Raw genomic sequence first — 16,844 nt, forward strand, 5'->3', positions numbered from 1 at the left:
GGCGGCGGTAGGCTGCTGGAATGTCGTCCGAACAGTCCCGCGATGCCGCGGGTGTGCCGGCGCCCGCAGGGGCCGATGCCGGCGCCGTCGCCTGGGAAGGCGCGGTCAACGCCCGCCGGGTGGCGGGGGACATCTTCCGGATGGGCCGCGCCGAATGGCTGACTGCCGCGGGCTGGCAGCAGGCGTACGACGACGGCGTGCGCACCATCGTGGATCTGCGGAACCCGGGCGAGCGCTCGCGCCGCCCGACCGATCCCGTGGTGCCGGCCGGGGCGCTGGAGAAGTTTATGGTGCTCAACCGGCCGACCGAAGAGCCCGGGCATGCACGGTTCGCCAACAGCGCTCCATACATGAACCACCCGCGTTACTACCTGGACAACGTGCGGGTCTTCCCGCACCTGATCGCCGAGGTATTCCGCACCCTGGCGCATGCGGAGGGCGCCGTCGTCGTCCATTGCTCCGCCGGGCGGGACCGCACGGGCATGGTCTCCATGATGCTGCTGCAGCTCGCCGGGGTCCCGGCCGAGCGGATCGCGGACGCACACGAACTGGGCATCCGCGGCATCAACGACTGGCACCGGATCAGCCCCTATCCGCATCCGGTGGAGCGGTACGTCGGCGGCGAGGAACTGGAGGCGCGGGTGGCGGACATGCGCGGGTCCCTGCTGCACGTGTTGGCCCAGCTGGAGGTGGAGCCGTTCCTGCTGCGCCACGGCGTGACTCGCGCCGACATCGAGGCGCTCCGTCGCCGGCTCGCATGAATGCGTGGGCCGAAAAGGGGGCTGTGCCGCGCGAAGCTGTCATGTAGGCTAGATACGTTACCGACCGACCGTTCAGTATTTTATGTCCCGCCCCATCTGCGCCAGCACTGGGCCGGGCAAAGAAAGGGCTGTCAACGATGACCTCTACCGCCGTTGATGTCGAAATTGTTCCCAGCTACATCCAGGATGCCTGGTGGACGCCCGAGGGCGATGTCTCCGGCACCGAGGTCCGCGATGCCAGCACCGGCGCCGTGCTCGCGCGGGTCAGTACCGACGGACTGGACCTCGCCGCAGCCGTCGAGCACGGCCGCACCGTCGGCCAGGCCTCGCTGGGCCGACTGACCTTCCACCAGCGCGCGCTCAAGCTCAAAGAGCTGGCCCAGTACCTGAACGCCCGGCGCGAGGGGCTGTACGAACTCTCGCACCGCACCGGCGCCACCAAGATCGACAACATGATCGATATTGACGGCGGCATCGGCGTGCTGTTCACCTTCGGCTCCAAGGGCCGGCGCGAACTGCCGAACTCCCAGGTGGTCGTCGACGGGCCCGCGGAGGTGCTCTCCAAGGACGGCTCCTTCATGGGCCAGCACATCTACACCCGGATCCCGGGCGTGGCCGTGCAGATCAACGCCTTCAACTTCCCGGTGTGGGGCATGCTGGAGAAGTTCGCTCCGGCCTTCATCGCCGGCGTGCCGACCATCGTCAAGCCCGCCACCCCCACGGGCTACGTCGCCGCCGCCGCGGTGAAGCTGATCATCGAATCCAACATCCTGCCGGCCGGTTCGCTGCAGCTGGTCTCCGGTTCCGCCCGTGACCTGCTGGACCATCTGGACTACCGCGACGCCGTCGCCTTCACCGGCTCCGCCTCAACCGCCAACCTGCTGAAGTCCCACCCGAACGTGGCCCGGGGCGGCATCCGGTTCACCGCCGAGGCGGATTCGCTCAACGCCGCGATCCTCGGGCCCGACGCGGTGCCGGGCACCCCGGAGTTCGACGCGTACATCAAGTCGCTGGTCACCGAAATGACGGCCAAGGCGGGCCAGAAGTGCACCTCGATCCGGCGCGCCATTGTCCCCAGGGACCGCATGCAGGACGTCGCCGACGCCGTGCGCGCCCGGATCGAGCAGCGCGTTGTCGTCGGCGATCCGCGGGCCGAGGGCGTCACCATGGGTGCGCTGGCCTCGGTGGAGCAGCTTGAGGACGTCCGCGCCGCCGTCCAGGCCATGGTCGACGCCGGCGGCGAGCTTGCCTACGGCACGCTCGATTCGCCGCAGGTCACCCGCGCCGATGGAACCGTGGGCGACTCCGAGGGCGCCTTCATGTCGCCGGTGCTGCTGACCTGGGCAGACGCCGAAGCCGATGCCGTGCATTCGCTGGAAGCCTTCGGCCCGGTCTCCTCCGTGATCGGCTACGAGGATCTGGACGACGCCGTGCGGCTGGCCGCCATGGGCGCGGGTTCGCTGGTAGCCACGGTCGCCACCAACGACCCCGACGCCGCCCGCGTGCTGGTGACCGGGATCGCCGCCCACCACGGCCGGGTGCTGGTGCTCAACCGCGAAGACGCCAAGACCTCCACCGGCCACGGCTCCCCGGTGCCGCACCTGGTCCACGGCGGACCGGGCCGCGCCGGCGGCGGCGAGGAGCTGGGCGGGATCCGCTCCGTCCTGCACCACATGCAGCGCACCGCCATCCAGGGTTCGCCGAACATGCTCACGGCCGTGACCGGCGTGTGGCATACCGGCGCCGACCAGCATTTCGACGACGTCCACCCGTTCCGCAAGAACCTGGCCACGCTGCGGGTCGGCGACGCCGTGCGCTCGGAACTGCGCCAGGTCACGCTGGAGGACATCACGGCGTTCGCCAACGAAACCGGTGACACCTTCTACGCCCACACCAACCAGGAGGCCGCCGCCGCCAACCCGTTCTTCCCCGGCATCGTGGCGCACGGCTACCTGCTGCTCGCCTGGGGTGCAGGGCTGTTCGTGGAGCCGGCACCGGGACCGGTACTGGCGAACTACGGCCTGGAGAACCTGCGCTTCATCACTCCGGTGGCTGCCGGCGACTCCATCCGGGTGACCCTCACCGCCAAGCGCATCACGCCGCGCGAGACCGACGGGTACGGCGAGGTCGCCTGGGACGCGGTGCTGACCAACCAGAACGACGAGATCGTCGCGACCTACGACGTGCTCACACTGGTGGAGAAGTAGCCGGAGCTCCTCCTCCTGCCGTGTCCCCGGCGGCCCGTGCCCCGGGGACCGGCAGGAACACCACCGTGTGCCAGCGCCAGAAGGCGAACAGCACCAGCAGCACGGTGGCGCCGTACAGCAGTTGGGGCGTCGGCTGACTGGGAAATACCAGTGAGGTGGCCAGCTGCACCACGGCAAAGGCCAGCCACAGCCACCAAGCCTCATAAATCCGGTGCGCCAAACCCAGATACACCACCGTCATCACCGCGGCGTAGAACGCCTGGAGCAGGAGGACGGTCAGCAGGCCGCCCTCCAGCGGAAAGCCCGCCTGGATGTCGCTGGCCATGAAAACCACCGTGGCGGCGATGAGGACCAGCACGGCCACCGCCCAGTTTCGGCCCGTGGCCCGGTGCACCCACACCGCCGGGCCGGCCGGTGCAAGGGGCGAGGCCGCGGCCCGCCAGCGCCACGCGCCGTAGCAGGGCAGCAGCAGCGCCACGCCTATCGAGGCATCGACGAAGAACGCGCCGCCGCCGTCGAAAGCCGGCGTGAGGAGCAGCAGGAAGACCAAGGCCTCCTGGACCAGCAGCACAGGCCACGCCCAGCGGGAGTGGAGCCCGAACAGGAAGACGGTCAGCAGGCCCACCGATGCCTGCAGGTAGCCCACGGAAACCAGCGCGCCGGCAGGACCGTCCAGGACCTTCAAGGCCATGATCCAGTCCATGCCGCCGACCTCCGTCGTGCTGGTTACACGGCCCGTCCCGCTGCGCCGGGACCGGGAGCGGCCGGACGTCCCGGCCGCACCGACGCCAGCCGGTGTTTGCTCCGCACCGGCCGCCGCAAGGCCGCCTGCCACCCCAGGTAACCGAAGATTTGGAGGCCCGCCGCGATCGCGCCATACAGGGAGACCCAGACCGGAGCGTCCTGGATGGCGGAGAGGAACATGGTGGACAGCGAGAGCGCAACGCCCAACCACCACGACTGCAGGATGCCGTGGGCGAAGCCCAGGTACATGACGGCCGGAAGTGCGGCCAGCAGGGCGTTGAACAGGTACAGGGGTCCGATCTCGGCAACCGGGGTGACGCCGGCGAACCCATTGAGCAGGAACAACAGCAACAACAGCCCCGCGCCGATTCCCCACTCACGGCCGTGGGCCGAGCGGAGCGGGACACGGACGCCTTCCCGCCGGTACTGGGTCCACTTCCACAGGCCATAGAGGGCCGCGGCCAGCACAAACACGGTGCTCGTGTTCAACCGGCCGTAGGGGATCCCGGTGGCCAGCAGCACGGCGGTTGCGGCCACCGGCAGCAACCAGGCCAACGGCACACGGTAGGCGAATAGAACAATGGCGGCGATCGTGAGCGCCATGCTCAGCGCCGAGACCCACCAGAACTCCCCATCCATATCGATCACGTCCCCATAACATCGAATGGTGAGGTCAGCCTAGCAGGGGAGGACCGTGAATTCAGTAAGTACTTCAGCGCCGTCGGGCGGCCCCGGATCCGCGGTGGGTGCGGGTTGGCGGTACCGCCGTGAATCAGGCGAGGACGCGGGCCGCGGCAGGCAAGTGGAGGCCGTCGAACATCATGACGATCAGGTCGTCGGCGAGCTTCTGCGGGGACAGCGATCCGCCCGGCTTGTACCACTCGACGATGGAGTTGATCGTGCCGAACAGCAGTCGCGCCGTGGTCCTCGGGTCGATGTCCCCGCGCAGGGAGCCCTCGGCACGGGCGGCGTCCACCAGGTCCGCTACCTTGTGGTCGAACGCGCGCCGGCGGTCCAGCGCGTCGCGTTCGATCTCGGTGTTGCCGCGCAGGCGCAGCAGCAGGGTGACGTACGGCAGTTTGTCGCACAAGACCTGGACGGTGCCGCGGAGCACGAACTCCAGCCGTGCATCCGCCCGGCCGGTGGAAGCCGACGGGTTTTCGAGCACGGCCTCGAGGCTGCCAAGGGCTTCTTCCAGGGCCAGGCGCAGCAGGTCGCCCTTGGACGGAACGTGGTGGTAGATGGCGCTCTTGGAGATGCCCAGGTTTTCGGCGAGGATGCCCATGGAGGTGGCCTCGTAACCGTGCTTGTTGAACACGGCGACGGCGACGTTCAGCACCGACTGCTGGTCGTAGCCGGGGCGGCCGCGGCGGGCCGTCTCCTGCGTCCTTGTCTTCGCCATTTGTCCTATTCTCCCACGACCGTTAGGTCAGTTATGCGGCGGGCGGTGCGTGCTCAACGCCTGCATCCGCCCGCCGTCCCCACATCCGTCAGGCGTTGTCGCGCAGGTCGTAGACCCGGCGCAGCTTGCCGCTGGAGCGCGCGAGGGTGCCGGGGTCGGCGACCACGATCTTGCAGCTGGAGCCGACGTGGATCTTGATCTGGCGCTGCAGCTCCCGGGCCGCTTCGGTCGCCTTGGCGGGCGTGCAGTCTTCGCGGCGTTCGATCTTGACGGTCAGCTCGTCCATCCGGTGGGGCCGGCTGATTTCCAGCTGGAAGTGCGGGCTCAGTCCGGGGATGCGCAGGGCGATTTCCTCGATCTGGGTGGGGAAGAGGTTCACGCCGCGCAGGATGATCATGTCGTCCGAACGCCCGGTGATCCGGCCGATGCGGCGCATGTTCGGCCGCCCGGTGCCGGGCAGCAGCCGGGTGAGGTCGTGCGTGCGGTAGCGGATCACCGGCATGGCTTCCTTGGTCAGCGAGGTGAACACCAGTTCGCCGGCCTCGCCGTCGTCCAGCACCCGGTCGGTGAGCGGATCGATGACTTCCGGCCGGAAGTGGTCCTCCCAGATGGTGGAGCCGTCCTTGAAGTCCACGCACTCGCCGGCGACACCCGGGCCCATGACCTCGGAGAGGCCGTAGATGTCGCACGCGTCGATGTCCAGCTTGCCCTCCAGCTCGTGGCGCATCTCATCGGTCCACGGCTCGGCGCCCAGCACCGCGACCTTCAGCGACGTCTTGGACGGATCGACGCCGGCGTGCTCCATCGCGTCCACGATGGTCAGCAGGTAGGTGGGCGTGCAGAGGATGGCATCCGGTTCGAAGTCCTGGATCAGCTGGATCTGTTTCTCGGTCTGCCCGCCGGACATCGGGATCACCGTGCAGCCGAGCTTCTCCGCACCGTAATGCGCACCCAGGCCGCCGGTGAACAGGCCGTAGCCGTAGGCATTGTGGACCTTCATGCCCTTCTTCACGCCCGAAGCGCGGATGGAACGGGCGAACAGCGTCTCCCAGTTCTGGATGTCGCGACGGGTGTAGCCGACCACGGTGGCCCGGCCGGTCGTGCCCGAGGACGCATGGATCCGGGCCACTTCTTCCTGCGGCACGGCGAACATGCCGAAGGGGTACGACTGGCGCAGGTCTTCCTTGTCCGTGTAGGGGAACTTGGCCAGGTCGGACAGTTCCTTGAGGTCCTCGGGGCGCACGCCGGCGTCGTCGAACTTCTTTTTGTACATCGGCACGCGCTCATACGCGTAGGCAACCGTGTGCTGCAGGCGCTTCAGCTGGAGGGCCTCCAGTTCGTCCCGGCTCATCAGCTCCTCGGGGTCGAGGGTGTCCTCGGCGGCGGGAGTGGTCTTGCGGGCTTTCGTACCGGTGGTGGTCGTCATGGGAACGGTCCTTTGATGCGGGTCGGGCTGTGCTGTCGGTGAAGGCTGGGGGGCGTCGCTGTCCGAAAGGTGCGGCGCGGTCAGGGCTTTTGCCGGTTGCGGGCGGGATTGGGGACGGTGCGGGAACGGCCGCGGAATTCGAGCAGGACGTCGGCCCCGCCGTTCGGCTTCTCCTGGGTGACGGTGATGTCGTACAGGCCGCTGCGGCCGGTCTGGTTGACCAGCCGGGCGGTGGCGGTCAGCAGCCGGCCGACGAGCCCCGGATTCAGGAAATTGACGTCGACGCCGGAGGCCACCGTGATGGTGCTGCCGTCGCCGTCGGGGTCGTTGCAGGCCAAGGCGAAAGCCACGTCGGCGAACGCGAACACCATGCCGCCCTGCGCCATGCCGAAGCCGTTGAGCATCTCCTCGCGCAGCCGCATCTCGATGACGACGTCACCAAACTCCGCCTTCACGACGTCCACGCCCATCCAGCGCGCGGCCTGGTCGTTGACGAAGGCCGGGTGCACGGGCCGTTCGCCCGGCTGCAGCTCGTTGCTTTCCGCCGGAGTGTCCCGGGAAGTGTCGACGTCGATGTCCGTCATGGAAGCCCCTTGCTGTTCATTACCGAATGTTCATTAGGTAATCCTGATTTGTGATTCAAGTCAAGGCGGGCCGGAAACGTTGAGCAGCGGCTAAGCCAGCTCGGTGGCACCGATTGCGTCGAGGGCGAAGGCGTAATCCCAGGCCCGGTCCTTCCAGGCTTCGTACCGGCCGGATGCGCCGCCGTGTCCGGCATCCATCTCGGTCTTGAGCACGATCGGTGCGGAGCCGGCCGTGGCCTCCCGCAGGGCCGCCACCCACTTGGCGGGCTCCACGTACAGCACCCGCGTGTCGTTGAAGCTGGTGACCGCAGCGATCTTCGGATAGGCGGCCGGCCGGACATTCTCGTAGGGGCTGTACGACTTCATGTAGGCGTAGACCTCGGGGTCGGTGATCGGGTTGCCCCACTCCTCCCACTCCAGCGCCGAAAGCGGCAGGTCCGGGTCCAGGATCGAGGTCAGCGCGTCGACGAAGGGTACCTGCGCCACGATCGCCGCATACTTCTCCGGCGCCAGATTGGCCACGGCGCCCATCAGCAGGCCGCCGGCGGAGCCGCCCATGGCCGCGATCCGCTGCGGATCCGCCCAGCCCGAGGCGGCCAGCCACTCGGTGGCGCTGACAAAGTCCGTGAACGTGTTCTTCTTGCGCAGCTTCTTGCCGTCCTCGTACCAGTGCCGCCCCATCTCGCCGCCGCCGCGGACATGGGCCACCAGGTAGACCACGCCGCGGTCCAGCAGCGACAGTCGCGCCGTGCTGAACGCCGGATCCATGCTGACCTCGTAGCTGCCGTAGGCGTAGGCCAGCGCGGGATTGCTGCCGTCGCGCTGCACCGAGGCCTTGTGGATCACCGAGAGCGGGATCCTCGTGCCGTCCGCCGCGGTCGCCCATTCCCGCTCGGCCACGTAGTCCGCCGCGTCGTAGCCGCCGAGCACCGGCGTTTCCTTGCGCAGGTGCAGCAGGCCGGTGGCCAACTCGTAGTCGTAGATCCGCGGGGGCGTCAGGAACGAGGTGTAGGCCAGCCGGATCACCGGCGCCTCGTAGTCGGACCCGCCGACGCCGGCGGTGAACAATTCCTCGTCGAACGCCGGCTCCGCCGGGGCGGCCTGCGCGGCCGTCCCCAAACCGGCCAGGGGCAGCACCTGCACGCGTTCAATGGTGTCCTGGCGGATCGACAGGACCGCATGCGTGGCGGTGACCCCCGCCCCGTTGACCCGCACCGCGTCGTCGTGCTCCACCACGGTGTCCCAGTGCTGCTCGGCCAGGGGCTTGGAGAACTCCGCGAGGCCGGCCAGCGAGACCATCGAGTTCACGGCGTCCTTGTTGTGGGTCAGCAGCACCTTTTGGTTGCCGTCCAGCAGGAACGGCTCGGCGTCGTAGAGCACCCGCTCGCTGCGCGGGATGAGCGTCTGCAACCCGGCTTCGGGGGCGGAGAAGTCCAGCAGCCGCGTCTCGGAGTATTCGGAGCAGCCGATCCCGATAACCAGGTGCCGGCGGTCGGAGGAAAGCTCAAACCCCATCCACATGGCCGGGTCGTCTTCCTGGTAAATCACGACGTCGGAGGCCGCCGGGGTGCCGATGGTGTGCGCCTTGATCTGGAACGGGCGCCAGGACTCATCGACCACGGTATAGAACACGCGGCTGCCGTCGGGATCGAACGCCAGCGAATAGAAGACGTTCTCCACCACGTCGTCCAACAGGTCGCCGGTGTCCAGGTCCTTGATCCTCAGGGTGAAGCGCTCATCGCCGGCGAAGTCGGCGGCGTAGGCGTAGAGGCTTCCGTCTTTGGTCACCGCGGAGCCGCCCAGGGAAAAGAACGGCTTGCCCTCGGCTTCGGCATTGCCGTCCAGGAGCACCTGCTCGCCGGGCACCGGCCGGCCGGCGTCGACCTGCGGGGGAGTCCAGTCGGCTGCCCGGTCCCCGGTGTCCGCGGCCCGGACCCGGCACTGGATGCCGTACTGCTTGCCCTCTTCCATCCGGCCGTAGTACCACCAGCCGTCCTTGCGGACCGGAACCGACAGGTCCGTTTCCTGGGTGCGGTTCTTGATTTCGTTGAAAATGGCCTCGCGCAACGGCTGCTGGTGCCCGGTCACCGCCGCCGTGTAGGCGTTCTCCGCCTCCAGGTGCGCAACGACCTCCGGATTCCCCTTGTCCCGCAGCCACTCATAGTTGTCAACGAAGACGTCGCCGTGGTGGGCTCGCTCGACGGGAACCTTGCGGACAGCCGGCGGTTCCGGCAGTCCTGCGGGGGAGGAGGCGTGGGCGGTTTCGGCGGGGGAGTGCGTCATGCCACCAATATATAGAGCCCGTCCCCTCCGCCGGCCGGGTTCGGCTGAGGGTGGAAGCAGTGGAACTCTCCCGTGGGATGCCGCTGCTCCCGCCGACGGCCGGGCCGGCCTGCCGCCGGGAACCGGAAGTTCGTCTCCGGCCGGGCCGGGCGGCAGCCGATGGCCTTGACGGCCACGGAAAATGCGCTATATCCTGAACGAACGGTCGGTAATTATTTCGCGGCCGGATTTCGTACAGTGAGGTGACCATCGTGGCAACGCAGACCCAGGCCGGCGACTCCCAGTTGCACGCCGTGCCGTCCCCTGAGGACGAGGCCGGGAAGGCCTACTTTGACAAGATCATTGCCGAGGACTCCCGGATCGAGCCGGCCGACTGGATGCCGGAGAAGTACCGCAAGACGCTGGTCCGGCAGATGTCCCAGCACGCGCACTCCGAGATCATCGGCATGCAGCCGGAGGCGAACTGGATTACCCGCGCGCCCAGCCTGAAGCGCAAGGCCATCCTGATGGCCAAGGTGCAGGACGAGGCCGGCCACGGGTTGTACCTCTACTCCGCCACCGAAACCCTGGGCACGTCCCGGCACGTCCTCAACCAGCAGTTGCTCGACGGCAAGGCCAAGTACTCCTCGATCTTCAACTACCCGGCCAACAGCTGGGCAGACATGGGGGCCATCGGCTGGCTCGTCGACGGCGCCGCGATCGCCAACCAGGTGCCCCTCTGCCGGGCCTCCTACGGCCCCTACGGCCGGGCGATGGTTCGGATCTGCAAGGAAGAGTCCTTCCACCAGCGGCAGGGCTTCGAGATCCTGCTGGAACTGGCCAACGGCACCCCGGCGCAGAAGCAGATGGCCCAGGACGCGGTCAACCGCTTCTACGCCCCGGCACTGATGATGTTCGGCCCCACGGACACCGACTCGCCGAACTCCCAGCAGTCGATGGCTTGGAACATCAAGCGGTTCACCAACGATGAGCTGCGCTCGCGGTTCGTGGGGATGATCCAGGAACAGGTCAAGGTCCTGGGCCTGACCCTGCCCGATGACAAGATCCGCTACAACGAGGAAACCGGCATGTGGGAGCACGGCGAACTTAACTGGGACGAATTCTACGAAGTCCTCGCCGGCCGCGGCCCCTGCAACGCGCAGCGGATGGAGCGCCGCCGCGAGGCACACGAGAACGGCGCCTGGGTGCGCGAAGCAGCAGCCGCCTACGCGGACAAGAAGGCACAGAAAGCACAGGTGGCCTGAATGGCAACTGGAGACCAGACCGCAATGGCCCGACCCGTGGAGACGGCGACGGCCGAAGGCGCGTCGTCCGACAAGCAGCCCTGGCCGCTGTGGGAGGTGTTCGTCCGCTCCTCGCGCGGACTGTCCCACGTGCACGCCGGGTCGCTGCACGCCCCGGACGCCGAGATGGCCGTGCGGAACGCGCGGGATCTCTACACCAGGCGCAACGAAGGTGTCTCGCTCTGGGTGGTGCCGGCATCGGCCATCGTGGCCAGCGACCCCGACGCGAAGGGCGAATTCTTTGAATCGCCCAAGGGCAAGGATTACCGCCATGCCACGTACTACACCAAGAGCGAAGGGGTGAAGCACCTGTGAGCGGCGAAAGCGCCACCCGGATCACGCCCGGCAACGCCCTGCGCCCGGAGGACATCGCCGCGCAGGTGACCGAAGGCACCAGGGCCAGCAACGACGTCGCCGAGTACGCGTTGCGTTTGGGCGACGACGCGTTGATCCTGGCCCAGCGGCTGGGCTGGTGGATTTCCCGCGCGCCCGAGCTGGAAGAGGACGTCGCGCTCGCCAACATCGCGCTGGACCAGATCGGCCACGCCCGGTCGTTCCTGACCTACGCCGGCTCCGCCTGGGACAAGTCCGAAGACGACCTGGCTTACTGGCGCGGGGAGAGCGAGTTCCGCTCCAGCTACCTCGTCGAACAGCCCAACGGCGACTTCGGCAGGACCATCGCCCGCCAGCTGGTCATCGCCACCTACCAGCACGAACTGTACTCGCGGCTGGTCGACTCGCAGGACGAGACCCTGGCGGCCATCGCGGCCAAGGCGCTGAAGGAAGTGGACTACCACCGCGACCACGCGGCGCAGTGGACGCTGCGCCTGGGCGACGGCACGGAAGAGTCGCACCGGCGCATCGCCGCCGGCTTCCTGTCCATCTGGCCGTACGTGGAGCAGTTGTTCCTGGACGATGAGCTGATCGACCGTCTGCCCGGCATCGCGGTGCGGCCCTCGGAACTGCGCGAAGGCTTCGACGCCTTCATCGCGGAAGTCTTCGCCGAGGCGACGCTGGAGGTCCCGGACGTCCAGCCCGCCATGACGGACAAGACCCGCGTCAAACACAGTGAACACCTGGGCTACCTGCTGGCTGAGCTGCAGGTGCTGGCCCGCGAACATCCCGGCGCCACCTGGTAACCAGGCCGGCTTTCGGAGTAACGGAGCTATTCATGTCCACCAATACGGCCCAACGGCCGGCAGGAACCGAAGCGGCGCGCGTCTGGGATGTCGCGGCCACCGTCTGTGACCCGGAGATCCCGGTGCTGAGCATCGAGGACCTGGGCATCCTGCGGTCCGTGTCGGTGCTGGATGAAACGGACGACGGCGGGCGGCCGGCGGTCGAGGTGACCATCACCCCGACCTACTCCGGCTGCCCGGCGATGGACGCCATCCGCGACGACATTGTCGCCGCGCTGGCGTCCGAGGGGTACACCGACGTCCGGGTGAAGCTGGTGCTCGCCCCGGCCTGGACCACGGACTGGATGACCGCCGACGGCAAGGCGAAGCTGAACGAGTACGGCATCGCCCCGCCGTCGGGCATGGCGCCGGTCCGCACCGGACCGGTCAAGCTGGGCCTGAGCGTAAAGTGCCCGCGCTGCGATTCCCTCAACACCCGCGAGCTGTCCCGCTACGGCTCCACGTCGTGCAAGGCGCTGTACCAGTGCAACGACTGCCATGAACCCTTCGACTACTTCAAGGTGCTCTAGATGACTACTTCCACCACGGATGCCCCGGCGGTCAAGCGCCGCGCCACCTTCCACCCGCTGTCCGTCGCGGAGGTCCGCAAGCTCACCGACGAAGCCGTCGAGGTCACCTTTGAGGTGCCGGAGGAACTGCACGGCCAGTACGATTACGTGCCCGGCCAGTACGTGGCCCTGCGCACCACGCTCGAAGGCCAGGAAATCCGCCGCAGCTACTCCATCTGCGCCGAGCCGAAGCCGGGCGAAATCCGGGTGGCGATCAAGCGCGACATCGGCGGATTGTTCTCGAACTGGGCCAACGACAACCTCAAGGCCGGGGACGTTTTGGACGTCATGAGCCCCACCGGCGCCTTCATCTCCAAGCACCAGATGACGGAGATCAACCACCCGGAACAGATCGATGCCGGCGCCGGGGCCACCTTCGTGGCGTTCGCCGCCGGGTCCGGCATCACTCCGGTGATCTCGATCGCGCGGACCGTGCTGGCTGCCAGCGACAGCGTCCGGTTCGACCTGGTCTACGCGAACAAGGCCGCCATGGACGTGATGTTCGTGGAGGAACTGGCCGACCTGAAGGACAAATACCCCACCCGCTTCGCGCTGCACCACGTGCTCTCCCGCGAGCAGCGCATTTCGCCGCTGCTCTCCGGCAGGATCGACGCCGAGAAGCTGACCAGCCTGTTCGACAACGTGCTCCGCACCGACGATGTGGACGAATGGTTCCTCTGCGGCCCCTACGAACTGGTGCAGCTGTGCCGCGACACCCTGGCCGAACGCGGCGTGCCCGCCGAGAAGATCCGCTTCGAGCTGTTCAGCACCGGCGAGCCGACCAAACCGCAGGGCAACATTGGCCGGCCGGTGCAGCTCGACCCCAGCGCGGACAACTTCGAGATCAACTTCAGGCTGGACGGGCTCTCCGGCACGGTCGCTTCGCCCAAGCATGCCCGCGAGTCGGTGCTCAACGCCGCGCTGCGCGTCCGCCCGGACGTTCCCTTCGCCTGCGCCGGCGGCGTTTGCGGCACCTGCCGCGCCAAGGTTGTCTCCGGCACGTTCACCATGGTGGAGAACTACGCGCTGGAACCGGAGGAGATCGAGCGCGGCTACGTGCTGACCTGCCAGACCCACCCCACCAGCGACGAAATCACCGTCGACTACGACGCGTAGCCATGCCGAGGGGCGGGCGACACCCGTCCCCCCTCGCGCCCACGCTTCGACAACCAGGCGCCCACCAGGAGGATTGACGCATGAGCATGATTGAGCTGTCCATCGAGGACAACATCGCCGAAGTGGTGCTCAACGCACCGGGCAAGATGAATGCGCTGGACGAACAGGCGCTCAATGATCTGGGCAAGGCGTACGACGACGCCGCAGCCGCCGGCGTCCGGGCGCTGCTGCTCCGCGGCGAGGGCCGGGGCTTTTGCGCCGGCCGCGACATCTCCCGCGTGGACCCGGCGACCGACGATGCCTACGGCTACCTGTCCGGCGTCGTCACCCCGGTCCTGCGCAAGATGGCGGAGTTCCCCGCGCCCACCTTCGCCGCCGCACAGGGGGCGGCGCTCGGCGTCGGGCTCGGCCTGCTGATCGCCACGGATGTGGTGTACGTGGCCGACAGCGCCAAGATCGGCTCGCCGTTCGCCAACCTGGGGGCCACCCTGGATTCGGGCGGGCACTGGCTTTTCACCGAGCGGCTCGGCGCGCACCGCACGCTGGATCTGATCTACACCGCCGAGCTGATGAGCGGCGCGGAAGCGGTAAAGGCCGGGCTGTTCAGCCGGACCATGCCGGCGGAGGACCTGCTGGAGACCACCCGCGGCATCGTGGGCAAGGTGGCCCAGGGCGCCACCGGCGCATTCCGGGCGTCCAAGGAGCTGGTGGCGAACATCCGCGACCAGCGGCTGGGCCTGTGGCTCGCCACCGAAGAGGAAAACGCCGCGCAGGGCCGGCTGTGCAAGAGCGACGACTACGCCGAAGGCTTCAAGGCCTTCCAGGAGAAGCGCAAGCCGGTCTTCAAGGGCTGACGAGCGGGCCAAGGCCGGTGCCGCGCAGCCGGAGGGTAGGCTTCCACGCGTAGCCCGTTCGCGCTGCCGGGCCTCCCGGCCTCTGCTCCAGGAGTCACATGAATGCCGCCCCGCCTGTCATCACGACCGTGGCCTGCCCCGACCGTGACCTGATGGCCGCCCTGGAACCCCTGCCGGCGGGGATCCGCACCGTCTATTGGGATTTCGACGGCGACCCCGCGGGCGCCCGGCTGGATCAGCTCGAGGCCGTGGTGCTGCCGTATCCGGACATGGCCGGCGCGCTGCCCAGCCTGCCGAAGCTGCAGAACCTGAAGCTGGTGCAGACCCAAACCACCGGGGTTGACGGGGTCGCCGCCGTCGTCGGACCGGACGTCGCCATCGCCAGCGCGGCCGGGGTGCACGCCGCCGCGACCGCCGAACTCGCCGTCGGGCTCGTGCTTGCCTCCTTGCGCGGGATCGACGTCGCCGCGCGTGACCAGCCCGAGGGACGGTGGCGCCACGTGCGCCGGCCGTCCCTGGCGGACCGCAAGGTGCTGCTCGTCGGCGTGGGCGGCATTGGCCGGGAAATCGCGCGCCGCCTGGAGCCCTTCGAAGTGCAGCTAACCCGGGTGGGGACCCGCGCCCGGGACGACCGCGACGGCCACGTCCACGGCACGGACGAGCTGACGGAGCTGGCCGCGTCCCACGAGGTGCTGATCCTCATCACACCGCTGACGGACGCCACCCGCGGGTTGATCGATGCCGCGGTACTGGCAGCCCTCCCGGACGGTGCGCTGGTGGTCAACGTCGCGCGCGGGGCGGTGGTCGACACGGATGCCCTGACCGCGGAGGTCGTCTCCGGCCGGCTGGGGTGCGCGTTGGATGTCACCGATCCCGAACCCCTGCCGCCGGACCACCCGCTGTGGCGGGCCGGCAACGCGCTGATCACCCCGCACCTGGGCGGCGACACCACGGCGTTCGAACCGCGGATGGTCCGGCTCCTGAAGCGTCAACTGGCGGCTGTCGCAGCCGGCCAGGCGCCGCAGAACCTGGTGCAGCCGGGCCACTTCCGATAACCCGGGGCGAGGTCGGGACAACCGTCCTGCCCCGCGGGCAGGATGAAGGCGGCGCGTCGGGCAGCCGGCCGACGCCGGAGGAGGGATGACCTATGGGCATCATCGTGGCAAACATGTTCCTCACACTCGACGGCGTCTACCAGGCGCCGGGCGGAGCCGACGAGGACCCGGAGAACGGCTTCGCATACGGCGGCTGGCAGGCGCCGTTCTTCGACGAAGCATCCGGCGAGGCCATCGGGGCCGTCATCGACCGCATCGACGCGCTGCTGCTCGGGCGGAAGACCTACGACATCTTCGCGGGCTACTGGCCGGACGCCGGCGACGACTCTCCGATCGCGGTGAAGTTCAACGCGGCGCCGAAGTACGTCGTGTCGACGACGCTCACCGAGCCTGCCTGGGCGGGCACGACGGTGCTGCACGATGCCATGGCGTCCGCGCACCTTCGCGAACGGCACGACGAGGTGCACGTGTTCGGCAGCGGCGACCTGTTGCAGTCGTTGTTCACCGAGGACGTGGTCCACCGCCTCAACCTCTGGCTGTATCCGCTCACGCTTGGCAGCGGGAAGCGGCTCTTCGGCCCCGGCACGATTCCGGCGTCATTCCGCCTCGCCGGCCCTGCCCGCACCTTTGACAAGGGCTCGGTCGCACTGGTGTATGAGCGTGCGGGCGAGGTCGAGACCGGCGACATGACCGAGGTCGAGGCGCGCGGGAGCGGGGACGGCGGCTGAGCGCCGGCGCCTGATCCTCCAGTGCCGCGGGGCGCGGCTGCCGTGGCCTACCGGCCGGTCAGCGGGTGTCCAGGTCCTCGAACACCAGGAAGGTCTGGGTATCGAGGATGCCGGGCATGGACTGGATCTGGTCGAAGATGACCCGGCGAAGGTCCACGTTGTCCACGGCACGGACCAGCAGGATGACATCGAAGTTCCCGCCGACCAGGGCGATGTGGTGCACCTCGGGAATGGCGCGCAGGGCCTCGCGCAGCTCGCGCCAGGAGTGCTGGCGCAGCTTCAGCGTCACGTAGGCGGAGGCCTTCAACCCCGCCTTAATCGGGTCCACCAAAGCCGTGAACTTGGTCAGCACCCCTGCCTCGGTCAGCCGCGCAATGCGCGAGTAGGCGTGTGCCCGGGAGATGTGGACGTTTTCGGCGACGGCAGTCACGGACAACCTGCCGTCCCGCGTCAGTTCCGCCAGGATCCGGCGGTCGATCTCATCCAGCTGCGGGACTTTCACGGCGGCACCGTTGGCCATCTGTCTACACCTCGCGGGGTTATCCAGCTCACATTAGCAATTCGTCTCCAAGACTACTACCAGGAAAGCAGATATTCCACGTTTTCCTGCATAAGTGGATACGAAAAGTAGCCGAATCCATACTAAAGCTACAC

At 68.1% G+C, this 16,844-nt stretch carries 17 protein-coding genes; 10 read left to right on the forward strand and 7 right to left on the reverse strand.

Annotation, left to right across the window (positions count from 1 at the left end; translation table 11 throughout):
• Positions 1-20 precede the first annotated feature (20 nt).
• Together AC5RUK_RS06060 and paaZ are read left to right on the forward strand one after the other, a co-directional pair.
• Entirely contained in the window at positions 21-761 is a 741-nt protein-coding gene (locus AC5RUK_RS06060) for a tyrosine-protein phosphatase (protein ID WP_493989495.1), read from the forward strand.
• 137 nt (positions 762-898) lie between these two features.
• Positions 899-2,968, forward strand: coding sequence for a phenylacetic acid degradation bifunctional protein PaaZ (paaZ, locus tag AC5RUK_RS06065; protein WP_494151642.1), 2,070 nt, complete (start codon positions 899-901; stop codon positions 2,966-2,968).
• On the opposite strand, the gene AC5RUK_RS06070 is transcribed toward paaZ, so the two are convergent.
• The 6 genes from AC5RUK_RS06070 to AC5RUK_RS06095 all read right to left on the reverse strand — a co-directional run bounded on the left by AC5RUK_RS06070 (position 2,949) and on the right by AC5RUK_RS06095 (position 9,407).
• Positions 2,949-3,671, reverse strand: a complete 723-nt coding sequence (locus AC5RUK_RS06070) for a nicotinamide mononucleotide transporter (RefSeq protein ID WP_494151643.1) — start codon at positions 3,669-3,671, stop codon at positions 2,949-2,951. The genes paaZ and AC5RUK_RS06070 overlap by 20 nt on opposite strands.
• 23 nt (positions 3,672-3,694) lie before the next feature.
• On the reverse strand, positions 3,695-4,360 hold the full coding sequence (locus AC5RUK_RS06075) for a hypothetical protein (RefSeq protein WP_494151644.1): 666 nt from the start codon (positions 4,358-4,360) through the stop codon (positions 3,695-3,697).
• A gap of 124 nt (positions 4,361-4,484) precedes the next feature.
• Complete coding sequence (locus tag AC5RUK_RS06080) at positions 4,485-5,114, reverse strand: TetR/AcrR family transcriptional regulator (protein WP_494107560.1); 630 nt, start codon at positions 5,112-5,114, stop codon at positions 4,485-4,487.
• Positions 5,115-5,202: 88 nt separating this feature from the next.
• A complete protein-coding gene (paaK, locus tag AC5RUK_RS06085) occupies positions 5,203-6,540 on the reverse strand; it encodes a phenylacetate--CoA ligase PaaK (RefSeq protein ID WP_494151645.1) in 1,338 nt (445 codons plus the stop codon).
• Positions 6,541-6,620: 80 nt separating this feature from the next.
• Positions 6,621-7,124 carry a hotdog fold thioesterase gene (locus tag AC5RUK_RS06090; RefSeq protein ID WP_494151646.1) on the reverse strand — a complete coding sequence of 168 codons (504 nt, stop codon included), beginning with the start codon at positions 7,122-7,124 and terminating at the stop codon, positions 6,621-6,623.
• Positions 7,125-7,214: 90 nt separating this feature from the next.
• Positions 7,215-9,407 (reverse strand): S9 family peptidase, encoded by a 2,193-nt coding sequence (locus AC5RUK_RS06095; RefSeq protein ID WP_494151647.1) that lies wholly within the window; start codon positions 9,405-9,407, stop codon positions 7,215-7,217.
• A gap of 251 nt (positions 9,408-9,658) precedes the next feature.
• Here AC5RUK_RS06095 and paaA point away from each other — a divergent pair, with 251 nt between their 5' ends.
• From paaA to AC5RUK_RS06135, 8 genes are all read left to right on the forward strand, one after another.
• Positions 9,659-10,651: a 1,2-phenylacetyl-CoA epoxidase subunit PaaA gene (paaA, locus tag AC5RUK_RS06100; RefSeq protein ID WP_494151648.1), complete on the forward strand. Its 993-nt coding sequence runs from the start codon at positions 9,659-9,661 to the stop codon at positions 10,649-10,651.
• Between the two features lie 24 nt (positions 10,652-10,675).
• Positions 10,676-11,005: a 1,2-phenylacetyl-CoA epoxidase subunit PaaB gene (paaB, locus tag AC5RUK_RS06105; protein ID WP_493989646.1), complete on the forward strand. Its 330-nt coding sequence runs from the start codon at positions 10,676-10,678 to the stop codon at positions 11,003-11,005.
• Positions 11,002-11,829, forward strand: coding sequence for a 1,2-phenylacetyl-CoA epoxidase subunit PaaC (paaC, locus tag AC5RUK_RS06110; protein ID WP_494151649.1), 828 nt, complete (start codon positions 11,002-11,004; stop codon positions 11,827-11,829). The genes paaB and paaC overlap by 4 nt, the downstream gene beginning before the upstream one ends.
• A 32-nt stretch (positions 11,830-11,861) precedes the next feature.
• Entirely contained in the window at positions 11,862-12,398 is a 537-nt protein-coding gene (gene paaD / locus AC5RUK_RS06115) for a 1,2-phenylacetyl-CoA epoxidase subunit PaaD (protein WP_494151650.1), read from the forward strand.
• Positions 12,399-13,553 (forward strand): 1,2-phenylacetyl-CoA epoxidase subunit PaaE, encoded by a 1,155-nt coding sequence (paaE, locus tag AC5RUK_RS06120; RefSeq protein ID WP_494151651.1) that lies wholly within the window; start codon positions 12,399-12,401, stop codon positions 13,551-13,553.
• 86 nt (positions 13,554-13,639) lie between these two features.
• Positions 13,640-14,407, forward strand: a complete 768-nt coding sequence (locus AC5RUK_RS06125; RefSeq protein WP_494151916.1) for an enoyl-CoA hydratase/isomerase family protein — start codon at positions 13,640-13,642, stop codon at positions 14,405-14,407.
• A gap of 98 nt (positions 14,408-14,505) precedes the next feature.
• A complete protein-coding gene (locus AC5RUK_RS06130) occupies positions 14,506-15,462 on the forward strand; it encodes a 2-hydroxyacid dehydrogenase (RefSeq protein ID WP_494151652.1) in 957 nt (318 codons plus the stop codon).
• Between the two features lie 92 nt (positions 15,463-15,554).
• Positions 15,555-16,190 (forward strand): dihydrofolate reductase family protein, encoded by a 636-nt coding sequence (locus AC5RUK_RS06135; RefSeq protein ID WP_494151653.1) that lies wholly within the window; start codon positions 15,555-15,557, stop codon positions 16,188-16,190.
• 58 nt (positions 16,191-16,248) lie between these two features.
• On the opposite strand, the gene AC5RUK_RS06140 is transcribed toward AC5RUK_RS06135, so the two are convergent.
• Positions 16,249-16,710: an Lrp/AsnC family transcriptional regulator gene (locus AC5RUK_RS06140; protein ID WP_493989481.1), complete on the reverse strand. Its 462-nt coding sequence runs from the start codon at positions 16,708-16,710 to the stop codon at positions 16,249-16,251.
• Positions 16,711-16,844: the final 134 nt, after the last annotated feature.

It is taken from the genome of Arthrobacter sp. Y3223065, assembly GCF_059090885.1.